General features: G+C 72.7%; 14 protein-coding genes. 9 read left to right on the top strand and 5 right to left on the bottom strand.

The window, feature by feature from the left end:
• Nucleotides 1-3: 3 nt before the first annotated feature.
• The 4 genes from AB0A61_RS07540 to AB0A61_RS07525 all read left to right on the top strand — a co-directional run bounded on the left by AB0A61_RS07540 (nucleotide 4) and on the right by AB0A61_RS07525 (nucleotide 3,577).
• On the top strand, nucleotides 4-1,356 hold the full coding sequence (locus AB0A61_RS07540; protein WP_361287657.1) for a hemolysin family protein: 1,353 nt from the start codon (nucleotides 4-6) through the stop codon (nucleotides 1,354-1,356).
• Nucleotides 1,353-2,366, top strand: a complete 1,014-nt coding sequence (locus tag AB0A61_RS07535) for a hemolysin family protein (protein ID WP_361287654.1) — start codon at nucleotides 1,353-1,355, stop codon at nucleotides 2,364-2,366. The genes AB0A61_RS07540 and AB0A61_RS07535 overlap by 4 nt, the downstream gene beginning before the upstream one ends.
• Nucleotides 2,367-2,453: 87 nt before the next feature.
• A complete protein-coding gene (locus AB0A61_RS07530; RefSeq protein WP_361287651.1) occupies nucleotides 2,454-3,233 on the top strand; it encodes an SGNH/GDSL hydrolase family protein in 780 nt (259 codons plus the stop codon).
• Nucleotides 3,234-3,238: 5 nt separating this feature from the next.
• The gene (locus AB0A61_RS07525; protein WP_361287648.1) at nucleotides 3,239-3,577 is read left to right on the top strand and encodes a DUF4326 domain-containing protein; all 339 of its coding nucleotides are present in this window, start codon (nucleotides 3,239-3,241) and stop codon (nucleotides 3,575-3,577) included.
• 277 nt (nucleotides 3,578-3,854) lie between these two features.
• Here AB0A61_RS07525 and AB0A61_RS07520 read toward each other — a convergent pair whose 3' ends face one another.
• Complete coding sequence (locus AB0A61_RS07520) at nucleotides 3,855-4,154, bottom strand: hypothetical protein (protein ID WP_361287645.1); 300 nt, start codon at nucleotides 4,152-4,154, stop codon at nucleotides 3,855-3,857.
• A gap of 499 nt (nucleotides 4,155-4,653) precedes the next feature.
• Here AB0A61_RS07520 and purB point away from each other — a divergent pair, with 499 nt between their 5' ends.
• Nucleotides 4,654-6,096: an adenylosuccinate lyase gene (gene purB / locus AB0A61_RS07515; RefSeq protein WP_361287643.1), complete on the top strand. Its 1,443-nt coding sequence runs from the start codon at nucleotides 4,654-4,656 to the stop codon at nucleotides 6,094-6,096.
• Nucleotides 6,093-6,641 carry a G/U mismatch-specific DNA glycosylase gene (gene mug, locus AB0A61_RS07510; protein WP_361288282.1) on the top strand — a complete coding sequence of 183 codons (549 nt, stop codon included), beginning with the start codon at nucleotides 6,093-6,095 and terminating at the stop codon, nucleotides 6,639-6,641. The genes purB and mug overlap by 4 nt, the downstream gene beginning before the upstream one ends.
• Nucleotides 6,642-6,644: 3 nt before the next feature.
• Here the strand turns inward: mug and AB0A61_RS07505 are convergent, their stop codons facing one another.
• From AB0A61_RS07505 to AB0A61_RS07495, 3 genes are read right to left on the bottom strand one after another with little or no spacing between them, the layout of a single operon-like run.
• Nucleotides 6,645-7,091 carry a hypothetical protein gene (locus tag AB0A61_RS07505; RefSeq protein WP_361287640.1) on the bottom strand — a complete coding sequence of 149 codons (447 nt, stop codon included), beginning with the start codon at nucleotides 7,089-7,091 and terminating at the stop codon, nucleotides 6,645-6,647.
• 58 nt (nucleotides 7,092-7,149) lie between these two features.
• On the bottom strand, nucleotides 7,150-7,869 hold the full coding sequence (locus AB0A61_RS07500; protein WP_361287637.1) for an ABC transporter permease: 720 nt from the start codon (nucleotides 7,867-7,869) through the stop codon (nucleotides 7,150-7,152).
• Between the two features lie 2 nt (nucleotides 7,870-7,871).
• Complete coding sequence (locus AB0A61_RS07495; protein WP_361287634.1) at nucleotides 7,872-8,792, bottom strand: ABC transporter ATP-binding protein; 921 nt, start codon at nucleotides 8,790-8,792, stop codon at nucleotides 7,872-7,874.
• A gap of 108 nt (nucleotides 8,793-8,900) precedes the next feature.
• On the opposite strand from AB0A61_RS07495, the gene AB0A61_RS07490 reads away from it, so the two are divergent.
• The 3 genes from AB0A61_RS07490 to AB0A61_RS07480 all read left to right on the top strand — a co-directional run bounded on the left by AB0A61_RS07490 (nucleotide 8,901) and on the right by AB0A61_RS07480 (nucleotide 12,022).
• Complete coding sequence (locus AB0A61_RS07490) at nucleotides 8,901-10,067, top strand: histidine kinase (protein ID WP_361287631.1); 1,167 nt, start codon at nucleotides 8,901-8,903, stop codon at nucleotides 10,065-10,067.
• A 14-nt stretch (nucleotides 10,068-10,081) separates the two neighbouring features.
• On the top strand, nucleotides 10,082-10,744 hold the full coding sequence (locus AB0A61_RS07485) for a response regulator transcription factor (protein ID WP_361287628.1): 663 nt from the start codon (nucleotides 10,082-10,084) through the stop codon (nucleotides 10,742-10,744).
• Between the two features lie 120 nt (nucleotides 10,745-10,864).
• Complete coding sequence (locus AB0A61_RS07480; RefSeq protein ID WP_361287625.1) at nucleotides 10,865-12,022, top strand: ROK family transcriptional regulator; 1,158 nt, start codon at nucleotides 10,865-10,867, stop codon at nucleotides 12,020-12,022.
• A gap of 388 nt (nucleotides 12,023-12,410) precedes the next feature.
• On the opposite strand, the gene AB0A61_RS07475 is transcribed toward AB0A61_RS07480, so the two are convergent.
• A complete protein-coding gene (locus tag AB0A61_RS07475; RefSeq protein ID WP_361287622.1) occupies nucleotides 12,411-13,172 on the bottom strand; it encodes a GntR family transcriptional regulator in 762 nt (253 codons plus the stop codon).
• Nucleotides 13,173-13,356: the final 184 nt, after the last annotated feature.

The raw sequence follows: 13,356 nt of genomic DNA, 5'->3' as shown, positions 1-13,356 counted from the left end.
GCGATGACCGAAGTGCTGCTGTTGCTGGTGGCCGTTCTGCTGTGCCTCATCTGCGGCGCCTTCGTCGCGGCGGAGTTCTCGCTGACCACCGTCGACCGCGGGGCGCTGGAGCGGGCGGCCGAGCGCCGTGAGCGCGGCGCGGCGGGCGCCCTCAAGGCCGTACAGAACCTGACGTTCCAGCTCTCCGGCGCGCAGCTCGGCATCACGGTCACCAATCTGGTGGTCGGCATGCTCGCCGAGCCCTCGATCGCCAGGCTGATCGCGGGACCGCTGCAGGCGCTCGGGTTGCCGCGCTCCACGGCGACGTCGGTGGCGCTGATCCTGGGCACCGCCCTGTCGACGGTGTTCCTGATGGTCGTCGGGGAGCTGGTGCCCAAGAACTGGGCGATCTCCTCGCCGCTGGCGGTGGCCAAGCGGGTGGGGACCCCGCAGCGTCTGTTCAGCGCCGCATTCCGCCCCTTCATAGGCCACCTCAACAACACGGCGAACCACGTGGTGCGCCGCCTCGGCGTGGAACCGGCCGAGGAGCTCGCCTCCGCGCGCGGCCCACAGGAGCTGGCGGCCCTGGCGCGGCACTCCGCGAAGGAGGGCGCCCTGGAGGCGGACACCGCCGAGCTGTTCGTCCGCACGCTGAACCTCGCCGACCTGACCGCGGAGAACGTGATGACGCCCCGGGTCCAGGTCGTCGCCCTCGACTCCCAAGCGACCTGCGAGGACGTGGCGAACGCGACCCGGGCGACCGGACTGTCCCGCTTCCCCGTCTACCGCGGCAACCTCGACTCGGTGGTCGGCATCGCCCACATCAAGGACTGCCTGGCGCTGCCCGCCGAGCGCCGTATGCACGTCCCCGTCACCGAGATCATGCGCGAGCCGCTGTTCGTACCGGAGTCCCTCACCGTCGACCGGCTGCTCGACCGGCTGTCCGGCAAGCGGACGATGGCGGTCGTCATCGACGAGTACGGCGGCACGGCGGGCCTCGCGACACTGGAGGACATCGTCGAGGAGGTCGTCGGCGAGGTGCGGGACGAGCACGACCCGCAGGAGACCCCCGACCTCGCCCCGGCCGGGGCCGACGCGGAGGGCCACGCCCTGTACTCGGCGGACGGCTCCGCGCGCGTCGACCAGGTCGCGCGGGTCGGGCTGCGGGTGCCGGAGGGCCCGTACGAGACGCTCGCCGGGTTCGTCGCCGCCGAGCTGGGCCGGATACCGCAGGTCGGCGACATCCTCCAGGTCGGCGGCTGGCGGCTGGACGTGGTCGACGCGACCGGTCGCCGGGCCGCGCGCGTGCTGCTGCACGCGCCCCTCGACGACGAGCAGCAGATCCACCGGACGTACGGCAAGGGGGCAGGACGATGACCGTCGTGCAGATCCTGATCGGTCTGGCGACCCTGGTCGTCAACGCCTTCTTCGTGGGCGCCGAGTTCGCACTGATCTCGGTGCGCCGCAGCCAGGTCGAGCCCTACGCGGAGCAGGGCGACCGGCGCGCCAGGAGCGTGCTGTGGGGCCTGGAGCACGTGTCCGCCCTGCTGGCCGCGGCGCAGCTCGGCATCACCCTGTGCACGCTGGTCCTCGGTGTGGTCGCCGAGCCCGCGATCGCGCACCTGCTGGAGCCGGTGTTCCACGCGCTGGGCGTGCCGTCCGGCGCCGGCCACGCGGTGTCGTTCGTGATCGCCCTGACCCTGGCCACGTATCTGCACATGCTGTTCGGTGAGATGGTGCCGAAGAACATCGCGCTCGCGGAGCCGGTGCACAGCGCGCTGCTGCTCGGGCCGCCGCTGGTGGCGCTGTCCCGCACGCTGCGGCCGGTGATCTTCGCGGTGAACACCTTCGCGAACGCCCTGCTCAAGCTGTTGCGGGTGGACACGAAGAACGAGGTCGCGGCGACCTTCACGGACGCGGAGCTGGCCGAGATCGTCAAGGACGCGAGCGAGGCCGGTCTCATCGACGACCGCGCGCAGGAGCGGCTGCACGACGCCCTGGAGCTCGGCAGCCGGCCCGTGCGCGACGTGGTGGTCCCGCTGGAGCGCGTCGTCTACGCCCGCCAGGGCGTCACGCCGGAGCAGCTGGAGCGGCTCTCCGCCGAGTCCGGCTACTCCCGCTTCCCCGTGGTCGACGAGCAGGACCGGATCGTCGGCTACCTGCACGTGAAGGACGCGCTGGACGCCTCGCCGCGCAACGAGCCCTTCCGGCTGCGCGACATGCGGCCCATCGCCCGGGTACGGGAGACCACGCCGCTCGACGACGTGCTCACGGCCATGCGGGCCGGCCGTGCGCATCTGGCCGCCGTTCTGGGGGCGGACGGGCGACTGGCCGGGCTGGTGACCATGGAGGACGTGCTGCGCGAGTTGTTCGGGCAGCAGGTGTGAGGTGCACCGGCCCCGGCGGCCACACAAAAGGGGGGTGACCGACTGGTTGGTATGCCGAGGGTCCGGCGGGATACCATCGCTCACGCCATGCAGACGAACCCCACTTACACCAGCCTGGTCGCCGTCGGCGACTCCTTCACCGAGGGCATGTCGGACCTGCTGCCGGACGGCACGTACCGGGGCTGGGCGGATCTCCTCGCGGCGCGGATGGCCGCCCGTACCCCCGGCTTCCGGTACGCCAACCTCGCCGTGCGCGGCAAGCTGATCGGGCAGATCGTCGCCGAGCAGGTGGACACGGCGGCGGCCATGGGGGCCGACGTGGTGACGCTGGTGGGTGGACTCAACGACACGCTGCGGCCCAAGTGCGACATGGGCCGGGTCCGGGGGCTGCTGACGGAGGCCGTGGAGCGGCTGGCACCCTCGTGCCGGCAGCTCGTGCTGATGCGGAGCCCCGGACGCCGGGGACCGGTGCTGGAACGCTTCCGGCCGCGCATGGAGGAGCTTTTCGCCTGCGTGGACGAGCTCGCCGAGCGGCACGGCGCGCTCGTCGTGGACCTGTACGGGGCGCCCTCGCTCGGCGACCCGCGCGTGTGGGACGTGGACCGGCTGCACCTCACGGCCGAGGGGCACCGCCGGGTCGCGGAGGCGGTGTGGCAGGGGCTCGGCTACCAGCCCGAGGACCCGCAGTGGCGCAGCCCGATGCCGGCGACCGTGCCACCGGACTGGCTCACCCGCCGGACCGCCGACGTCCGTTTCGCCCGTCAGCACCTGCTGCCCTGGATAGGGCGGCGCCTGACCGGCCGGTCCTCCGGGGACGGACGCCCGGCGAAGCGACCCGAACTGCTGCCCTACGAGGACCCGGCGTAGCCCTCATGGTCACGCGGGTGATCAACCTCCGGGGCCGCATCCACGAGGTCGGCCCCCGGCTGGAACGCGCCCCCGAGGTCGTCTACGTCGGCCGGCGCTGGACCCTGGGCGGCTGGGACCTCCCGAGGCACCCGCTGTACAACCCCTTCGCCTACGACACCGCAACGAAGAAGCGGGACGGCACCCGCGCCGAGGTGATGGCGATGTACCGGGCGTATCTGCTGGAGCGGCACGAGCTGCTGGAGCAGGTGCCCGAGCTCCGCGGACGGACGCTGGCCTGCTGGTGCGCGCCCGAACTGTGCCACGCCGATGTCCTGGCCGAGCTCGCCGAGACGCTCTCGTAGCTTTCGACGAACACCCGATGGCGCCGGCCTGCACGAATCGCCAGCAGAATCCGTTCACCTTCCACTCGGTCACCAGGTCGGTGACGACGAGCGCGGCGACGTACTCGGCGCCCTGCCTGGAGGTGTCGGTGGTGATCTTTCCCCGCCGGCGATGGGAGTGGCCGCCGAGGGGGCGCCAGCCGTCGGAGCCGTGCGGCTCCTCCACCCGGTACGCCCACGCCCTCTCGGTGCCCATGGCACCGATCCTGTCACCGTGAGGAGCCTCCTGCGCCGGAGATCACGCTGCGTCGAAGTCCGACCGGGGCCGGACCTCCACGACGAAGTCCGCCTCCGCCATGTCGGCCGCCTCCTCGTGCCAGAGGAAGACCCGCACGTGCATCGCGTGATGGAGGCCGATCCTCTCCCACTCGGTCATCAGATCGCCGACGATGCGGCCGATGACGTGCTTGGCGCCCTCGGGGGAGTCCGGGGCGGTGATCGCGCCCTGCCAGTGTTCGGGGTCGCTGCCGTAGGGGCGCCAGCCCTCGGAGCCGTGCGGCTCGAACACCCGGTAGGCCCAGTCCGTATTGGTGTTCATAACACCGATCCTGTCACCACAAGGAGCCTCGTGCGCCGCATCGGCTCGACCCCCGCCGAGCGCGGGCGCGGCCGCCGGAGGCCACAGTCGACGTTGGGCTGGACCTTCACCGTGAAGGCCGCGTCCTCAGGGCCGCCCGCCTTCCTCGTCACGCCAGGTCGGTGACAACGAGGACGGCGACGTACCCGGGGCCTTGCCTCCATTCCACTCGTCAGCACGACGCGGGCAGGAGACGAAGCGCCTCGCCGCCCAGTGTCCTGACCTAGCGCCTGCTTAGGAGATCATCCGCTGTCTGCACCCGGCAGGGCCCTGACACGGAGGAATCGGAAACCTCCACTCGTCGGGGCCCTGCCGTGTCCGCGGCGCGCGTCGGGTCGTGGCGTCTCACCGATGTCTCGCAAAGGTTGTGAGCGGTGTCGCCGAGGCGCCACCGACCAGGGACCTGGTGGACGCCACGAAGTTCCGGAGCCCTCAAAAACGCCAGGTAAACTCCGTTCACGTGACATCTGCGCCCGCCAAGCCCCGCATCCCGAACGTCCTCGCCGGACGCTACGCCTCCGCCGAGCTCGCCATGCTCTGGTCGCCCGAGCAGAAGGTGAGGCTGGAGCGGCAGCTCTGGCTCGCCGTGCTGCGGGCCCAGAAGGACCTCGGGATCGAGGTGCCGGACGCGGCGATCGCCGACTACGAGCGTGTGCTCGACCAGGTCGACCTGGCCTCCGTCGCCGAGCGCGAGAAGGTCACCCGGCACGACGTGAAGGCGCGGATCGAGGAGTTCAACGACCTCGCCGGGCACGAGCACGTGCACAAGGGCATGACGTCGCGCGACCTGACGGAGAACGTCGAGCAGCTGCAGATCCGGCTCTCGCTGGAGCTCATGCGCGACCGCACGGTGGCCGTGCTCGCCCGCCTGGGCAGGCTGGCCGCCGAGTACGGCGAGCTGGTCATGGCCGGCCGCTCCCACAACGTGGCCGCACAGGCGACCACTCTTGGCAAGCGCTTCGCGACCGCCGCCGACGAGCTGCTCGTCGCCTACGGCCGGCTGGAGGAGCTGCTGGGCCGCTACCCGCTGCGCGGCATCAAGGGCCCGGTGGGCACGGCGCAGGACATGCTGGACCTGCTCGGGGGCGACGCCGACAAGCTGGCGGACCTGGAGCGGCGCGTCGCCGGGCACCTGGGCTTCGGGCAGGCGTTCACGTCGGTCGGCCAGGTCTACCCGCGCTCCCTGGACTACGAGGTGGTCACCGCGCTGGTGCAGCTGGCGGCCGCCCCGTCGTCGCTGGCGAAGACGATCAGGCTGATGGCCGGGCACGAGCTGGTCACCGAGGGCTTCAAACCGGGCCAGGTCGGTTCCTCCGCCATGCCGCACAAGATGAACACCCGCTCCTGCGAGCGTGTCAACGGCCTGATGGTGATCCTGCGCGGCTACGCCTCGATGACCGGCGAGCTGGCCGGCGACCAGTGGAACGAGGGCGATGTGTCCTGCTCGGTGGTGCGCCGGGTGGCCCTGCCCGACGCCTTCTTCGCGCTGGACGGCCTGCTGGAGACGTTCCTGACCGTGCTCGACGAGTTCGGTGCCTTCCCCGCGGTGATCGCCAGGGAGCTGGACCGCTACCTGCCGTTCCTGGCGACGACCAAGGTGCTGATGGGCGCGGTGCGGGCGGGTGTGGGCCGCGAGCTCGCCCACGAGGCCATCAAGGAGAACGCCGTCGCCACCGCGCTCGCGATGCGCGAGCAGGGCGCGGAGCGCAACGACCTGCTCGACAAGCTCGCTGCCGACGAGCGCCTTCCGCTCGACCGGGCCCGGCTGGACGAACTCATGGCCGACAAGCTGTCCTTCACCGGCGCGGCGGCCGGCCAGGTCGGCGCGGTCGTCGCCCGGATCGAGGAGATCGTGAAGCAGCGCCCGGAGGCCGCGGCCTACACCCCCGGAGCGATCCTCTGACCCGCTTCACCCCGGCGGAGCTGGAGGCCGCCCGCGACCGTCTGGTGCCGGACGTGGTCGCGGACGGCCTTCAGGTGCTGTTCTGCGGCATCAATCCCGGTCTGATGACGGCGGCCACGGGTCACCACTTCGCCCGTCCCGGCAATCGCTTCTGGCCCGTGCTGCACCTGTCGGGCTTCACCCCGAGGCTCATGCGGCCTTCCGAGCAGCGGGAGTTGCTGTCGTACGGGCTGGGCATCACGAACGTCGTGGCCCGGGCGACGGCGCGGGCCGACGAGCTGACGCCCGCGGAGTACCGCGAGGGCGGGCGGCTGCTGGCGCTGAAGGTGGCACGGCTGCGGCCGCGGTGGCTGGCGGTGGTGGGTGTCACGGCGTACCGGGCCGCCTTCGGCGACCGCAAGGCGTCGGTCGGGCCGCAGGAGCGGGCGATCGGGGACACGCGTGTGTGGGTGCTGCCCAACCCGAGTGGACTGAACGCGCACTGGACGGCGCAGACGATGGCGGAGGAGTTCGCGCGGCTGAGGGTGGCGGCAAAGGACCGCTGACGGTCACGGCGGATCTATGTCCGTGACGATCGCCAGGAGGTGGATCTCGTCGGCCTGGTCGCGGTCGGCGACGCCGACGGCCACCCACCGGCCGGTTGCGTCCGGCTCCCACAGGTTCAACTCGTCCGTGCGAAGGCTGATGTCCGACCAGGGCTGCGGTATGGTCTCGCCCCGCGCGGCGCGCACTCTGAGGGTCAGCATGCTCCAGGACGGCTGGTGTGCGCCCCTGCGGTGGTCCAGGATCCGGGAGACCGACTCCTTCAGGGCGTGGAAGTCCTCCGCGATCCGGGCGCGCCGCGCGGCCTCTGCCACCCGCAGGCCCCGGCTCGTCTCCAACTCGGCCACGAAGTAACCGGGTGCGGCCAGGACCAGGTCCGACCGGCCCTGCTGCGCGGGGAACTCCCGGGTGCACAGCCGGTCGATCAGGGCGAGGAACTTCGCGATGTCCATGTGATCCAGTAAACCGGCCGGCACTGACATTTGGCGGTGCGTCAATACGCCTGCGCCGTCAGGCGTCCCGGCGTCGCACGCTCCACGCTCCCCCGAGCAGCGCGGCGGACGCCCACAGGGCGGTCACCACAAGTCCGCTCCAGGGCCCCAGGCTTCCGTCCCAGTGGCCGCGCAGCACGACCTGCCCCGCCCGGTCGGGCAGGAAGTCCGCGACGCCGCCCGACAGGTCGCCGATCACGAAGGACACGATCAGCAGAAGCGGGATCAGCACGCTCAGGGTCGCGGCTGCGCTGCGCAGTGCGGCGGTGAGTCCGGCCGCGAACAGTGCCATCAGTGTGAGGTAGATCCCGCAGCCCAGCACGCCCCGCGACCCGGAGGTCCAACTCGGCCCGTCCGTAGCCATGACCGCCTTGCCGACCGCCAGACTGCCCGCCCCGGTGACCAGACCCACGGCCAGGACCGGCAGGCCGATCGCCGTGGCCTTGGCCGCGAACCACCGCCGCCGGTGCGGAACCGCGGCCAGCGACAGCCGCAGCGCACCGCCGTGGAACTCGGCCGAGACGGCCGTCGTACCGAAGGCGATCGCCGCGATCTGCCCGAAGGTGACGCCGAAGAACGCCGGGTACAGGACGTCGGTGTCCGCGCCCGTGGTGCCGGTGGCGGCGAAGAGGGCCGTGAATCCGGCCGTCACCAGCGGGATGGCGCACAGGGCGCCGATCAGCGACCGCAGCGAACGGATCTTGATCCATTCGGAGTGGAGCACGGGACTGAACGGCATGATCAGGCCTCCTGGGGCTGCGCGGCGAACTCGGTTTCGGCGGCGGTCAGATCGAGGTAGGCCTGTTCCAAGGTGGCCTCCTCCGCGGTCAGTTCGAGCACCGGCACGCCCGCCTCGGACGCGAGGCGTCCGACGTCCTCCACGCGCGCGTGGGCCACGGTCCAGTACCCGTCCGCGTGGGGAACGGCATCGAGCGCCCGCCGCGCGAGCGCCCGGTGGAGGGCGTCGGCGTCGGTGGTGCGGATCCGCACGCGCGGCCGCACACGCGCGTGGATGAAGTCGCGCATCGGTGTGTCGGCCAGGAGGCGGCCCCGGCCGAGGACGACGAGGTGGTCGGCGAATGATGCGGTCTCGTTCATCAGGTGGCTGGAGACCAGGACCGTGCGGCCCTCCCGGGCGAGCTGCCGCAGCAACTCGCGGATCCAGACGATGCCTTCGGGGTCCAGGCCGTTGGACGGCTCGTCCAGCAGGACCACCTCGGGGTCGCCGAGCAGGGCGGCGGCGATGCCGAGCCGCTGGCGCATGCCCAGGGAGTACGTCCTGACCCGGCGCCCCGCGGCCGCCGCCAGCCCCGTCTGCTCCAGTACCTCCTCGACCCGGCGCCGCGGCAGACGGTTGCTCACGGCGAGGGCCCGCAGGTGGTCGCGGCCGGTGCGGGACCCGTGCGCCGCCTGCGCGTCGAGCAGGGCGCCGACGTGGCGCAGGGGTTCGGGCAGCGAGGCGTAGGCGCGGCCGCCGATCGTGGCGGTGCCCGAGGTCGGCCGGTCGAGGCCGAGGACGAGCCGCATGGTGGTGGACTTTCCGGCGCCGTTGGGCCCGAGGAAGCCGGTGACCCGGCCGGGGCGGACGCTGAAGGTGAGGTGGTCGACGGCCCTGCGGGCGCCGTACTCCTTGGTTACGTCCTGGACGTCGATGCTGGTCATGGCAGTAGCGTGGCGGGCGGCGCCGGGTACGGTCCTCCCCCGCCGGTGGAGATCGTCTCCCCCGCTCGGGGGAGGTGAGTTGTCAGTGGCGCCTGACACCATGTCGGAATGGTCCGCTTCCTGCGCCCGCTGCTGCGGGGGACGACGTACACGCGCCTGCTGCATCTGTGGGTGCCGATGCTGTTCGTCAGCGTGTGGTTGTTCGTCGACATGTCGAAGCCGTGGTTCCCGGCGCTGGTGGTCCTCCCCGTCGGGCTGATTCCGGCCGTGCGCAAGGGCGAGGGCGTGCAGGCGCAGTTGTTGCTGACACCGGGCGAGCAGGAGCCCGGATTCTCGGTCGCCCCCGCGGCGGCCTGGGGGGACCGGCTGCGCACCGTGCTGTGGCTGGAGATCCGGATGGCGCTGGGCTGGGTCACCTGTTTCTGCTGCGTCTGGCTGCCGGTCGGGGCGTACGCGTGGGTGCGGGCGGCCGCCGGATCGTCGACGTCCGGTGTGCCGTTGCCGCACGGCGACTGGCCCTCCTGGGTGTACGCGGTCCTGGTGCCGCTGCCACTGCTTGCGCTGTACGCCGTCGTGGTGGGCCTCGGCGAGGTGGTCACCGCCGTCGCACGGCGCCTGCTCGGTCCCTCCGCCGCCGAACGGTTCGCGGCCCTGGAGGAGCGCACGGAGCAGCTTCTGGAGCGCAACCGCATCGCGCGGGAGCTGCACGACTCCATCGGGCACGCGCTGACGGTGGCGGTGGTCCAGGCGGGAGCGGCGCGGGCCGCGGGCGACCCCGCTTTCACGGCGCGGGCGTTGGCCGCCATCGAGGAGACCGGCCGGGCCGCCCTGGAGGACCTGGAGCGCGTTCTGGGTGTCCTCCGCGAGGCGGGGCGGCCCGCGGGCGGCCGTCCCACGCTCGCCGAGGCGGACCGGCTGCTGGAGTCCACCCGGGCCTCGGGCACGAAGGTCGACGCGGAGCTGTCCGGTCCGCTGGACGCGGTGCCCGGACCGGTGTCGCGGGAGGGTTACCGCATCCTCCAGGAGGCCTTGGCCAATGTTCTGCGGCACGCGACGGCCGTCCCCGTGCGGGTCCGCGTCACGGTCGCCGACGGCACGCTGTCCCTCGAGGTTCGCAATCCGCTGCCGGCCGGGGTCCCGGGGCCGGGCAGCGGGAACCGCGGTGGCAGCGGCCTTCGGGGCATACGCGAGCGCGCGTCCCTGCTCGGGGGCAGCGCGCGGACGGGACCGGACGACGGTGACTGGCAGGTGCATGCCGAGCTGCCGCTGAGTTGATCTACGCTGGCGGGATGCCGGTCACCGTTCTGCTCGTGGACGACGAACCCCTCGTACGCGCAGGTCTGCGCGCTGTGCTGGAGGCGCAGCCGGACATCGAGGTGGTCGGCGAGGCGGCGGACGGGGCGGCGGTGATCCCGTTGGTGCGCCGGCTGCGGCCGGACGTGATCGCCATGGACGTCCGCATGCCGCTACTGGACGGCATCGAGGCCACGCGCGCGGTGCTGCGGACGATCGACCGGCCGCCGAAGATCGTCGTCGTGACGACCTTCGAGAACGACGAGTACGTGTACGAGGCACTGCGGGCCGGTGCCGACGGGTTCCTGCTGAAGCGGGCGCGCCCGGCCGAGATCGTGCACGCGGTGCGACTGGTCGCCGAGGGCGAGTCACTGCTCTTCCCCGCCTCGGTCCGGCAGCTCGCGGCCCGCTACGGCGACGACGGAGCCAACCGGGCGGCCCGCGCGGTGATGGACCGGGCCCGGCTGACCGACCGCGAGGCCGAGGTGCTGCGTCTCATGGCCCGGGGCCTGTCCAACGCGGAGATCGCCGAGCGCCTCGTCGTCGGTACGGAGACGGTGAAGTCCCATGTGAGCGCCGTCCTCGCCAAGCTGGGGGCCCGGGACCGCACGCAGGCCGTGATCGCGGCCTACGAGTCCGGGTTCGTGTCGCCGGGCTGACCGGCCGTCGCCCGACGCCGGGAGGGGGTCCGGGGGGGCGGGCCGGTCCCCGGCTCTCGCTGTCCCGGCCCGCGCCGAGTACCATCCGCCCCACACGCGCACGAGCTGGGAGGACGGACGTTGGGGCGGCTGACCGGCGGGGATCCCTCGCTGCTGCGAAGGATCAATTCCGCGGTGGTGCTGCATGCACTGCGTGCCACGGACTGCGCGACGCTCACGGAGATCACGCGGGTGACCGGGCTGTCCCGGCCGACGGTCGAGGGCGTCGTGGAGGACCTCATAGGGGCCGGTCTCGTCGTGGAGAAGGCGGCCGAGGAGGGCGCCGCCCGGCGGCAGGGGCGTCCCGCCCGCCGGTTCCGCTTCCGGGCCGAGGCCGGGCATCTGCTGGGGCTGGAGATCGGGGCACACCGCGTCGCCGCGCTGCTGGCCGATCTGGACGGCCGGGTGCTGGGCGCCCAGGCCAAGGAGGTGGCCGAGACGGCGGAGGCGGACGAGCGCCTGGAGCGGTTGCGCAGCGCGGTCGCCGAACTGCTGCGCCGCGCCGGTGTCGCCCGCGGTTCGCTGCGGGCCGTGGGGGTCGCCACACCGGGCATCGTCGAGGCGGACGGCACCGTGCGGCTGGGTACGGCGCTGCCCGGGTGGACGGGCCTGCGTCTGGGCGAGCGGCTGAGTCGCTCCTTCAAGTGCCCGGTCCTGGTCGAGAACGACGCCAACGCCGCGGCGGTCGCCGAGCACTGGAAGGGCGCCGCCACCGAGTCCGACGACGTGGTGTTCGTGCTGGCCGGGCTGAGCCCGGGAGCCGGATCGCTGATCGGCGGGCGGTTGCACCGCGGATACGGCGGGGCGGCCGGCGAGATCGGCGCACTGCATCTGCTGGGGCGTGGGGTGACGCCCGAGACCCTGCTGTCGACGACGGACCAGCCGCTGCACCCGCTGGACGAGCAGGCGGTGGCCGAGGTCTTCGCGCTCGCCCGCGACGGCGATCAGCGGGCTCGCGCGGCCGTGGACCGGTTCATCCAGCGGCTCGTCCACGATGTGGCGGCGCTGGTCCTGGCCCTGGACCCGGAACTGGTCGTGATCGGTGGCTGGGCGGCCGGTCTGGACGGCGTCCTGGACCCGCTGCGGCGCGAGCTGGACCGCTACTGCCTGCGGCCGCCGAAGGTGACCCTCTCCCTGCTGGGCGAGGCGGCCGTCGCGACGGGCGCGCTGCGACTGGCCCTCGACCACGTTGAAGAGCAGCTGTTCGCGGTGGAGGGCACGGCGACGGCACGTCGATGAGGGCGGCCGCCGGGGCCGGAGACGACACAGAGCGGCTGCCGGGGCCGACGAAGACCCGGCACGGGACGGGGCGGGACGGCCGCCGAGGCCGACGAACACCCAGCAGGAAGAGGGTCACCTTCGGAGGCCGCCGGGCCGGAGACGACCCAGCTCGGGGTGGCTGCCGAGGCCGACGCCGACCTGGCAGGGCGAGGCCGCCGGGGCAGAGACGCCCCGGCACGGGACGACCGCAGAGGCCGACGACGACCCGGCACGGGGACAGCCGCCAAGGCCGACAACGACCCAGCACGCGGCAGCCGCAGAGGCCCACTACGACCCGCCCGGGTCAACGGCCGATCACCCGCTGCCGAGGCGTCCCCGCCCGCATCAGCACCGGTCGGACCAGCCGCTACGACGCCTGGCGTTCGGGTCCGTGGTGGATCTCCACGTTGCCCGAGTCGCCGAAGGTCAGCCGGCAGGTGTCCGCGCGGTAGGTGGCTACGGAGAGCGCCGCGGTGCGGCCCTCGGCGACGAAGCGGGTGGTGACGACGAGGACGGGCGCGCCGGGCAGGCGGTCGAGCTCCTTGGCGTCGTCGGCGCGGGCGGAGCCGAGCTCGACGGAGCGTTCCTCCGCCTCCAGCTCGAGGCGGTGCAGCTCACGCAGCACCGCACGCGCGCGTGCCGGTCCGGAGGGCGCGTCGATCCCGCTCAGCTCGGGCACCGACGCCTCCGGGATGTAGAGCAACTCAGCGGCGACCGGCCGGCCGTGGCTCGTCCGGGTCCGGCGCACCGTGTGCACCGGCTCGTCGCGGCCGGTCTCCAGGGCGTCGGCGACGGCTGCGGGCGGGGCCGACTGCGCGCAGTCCACCGCCTGCCAGTCGTCCCCGGCCGCTCCCGGCCAGGCGTGCTGCTGGGTGCCGACCGCCACGCCCACGCGGGGCGGGGCGACGGTCGTGCCGACGCCGCGGCGGCGCTGCAGCCTGCCCTCCAGCTCCAGCTGCTCCAGGGCCTGGCGGAGCGTGGCGCGGGCGACGCCGAAGCGCGCGGCGAGCTCCCTCTCGTTGGGCAGGATCTCGCCGACCGAGAACTCGGAGTCCAGTGCCTCGGTGAGCACGGTCTTGAGGTGCCAGTACTTCGGCTCCGGCACCGTTTCCAGCTGCGTGGTCCCCACCCTGTCCTCCGCGGTCGCCGTGGTTCCGGCGGCGTTTTAGCGCCCTTGTTTATTAAAGGTTGTTGTACTTGTTTGCGACCATAGGGCGGCCCCCACCCTTGGTCAAGACCAATCCTCGATCCCCGGCGCGCGGCAGTGATACGCCGCAGCGAAGCGTTCACGAGGCGTTCGCACTGGGCCGCAT

It is taken from the genome of Streptomyces sp. NPDC046197 (assembly GCF_040646295.1).
Lineage (GTDB): Bacteria > Actinomycetota > Actinomycetes > Streptomycetales > Streptomycetaceae > Streptomyces.
The sequence above is the reverse complement of the archived record's forward strand: the minus strand, read 5'-3'. Positions and strand labels throughout refer to the sequence as shown.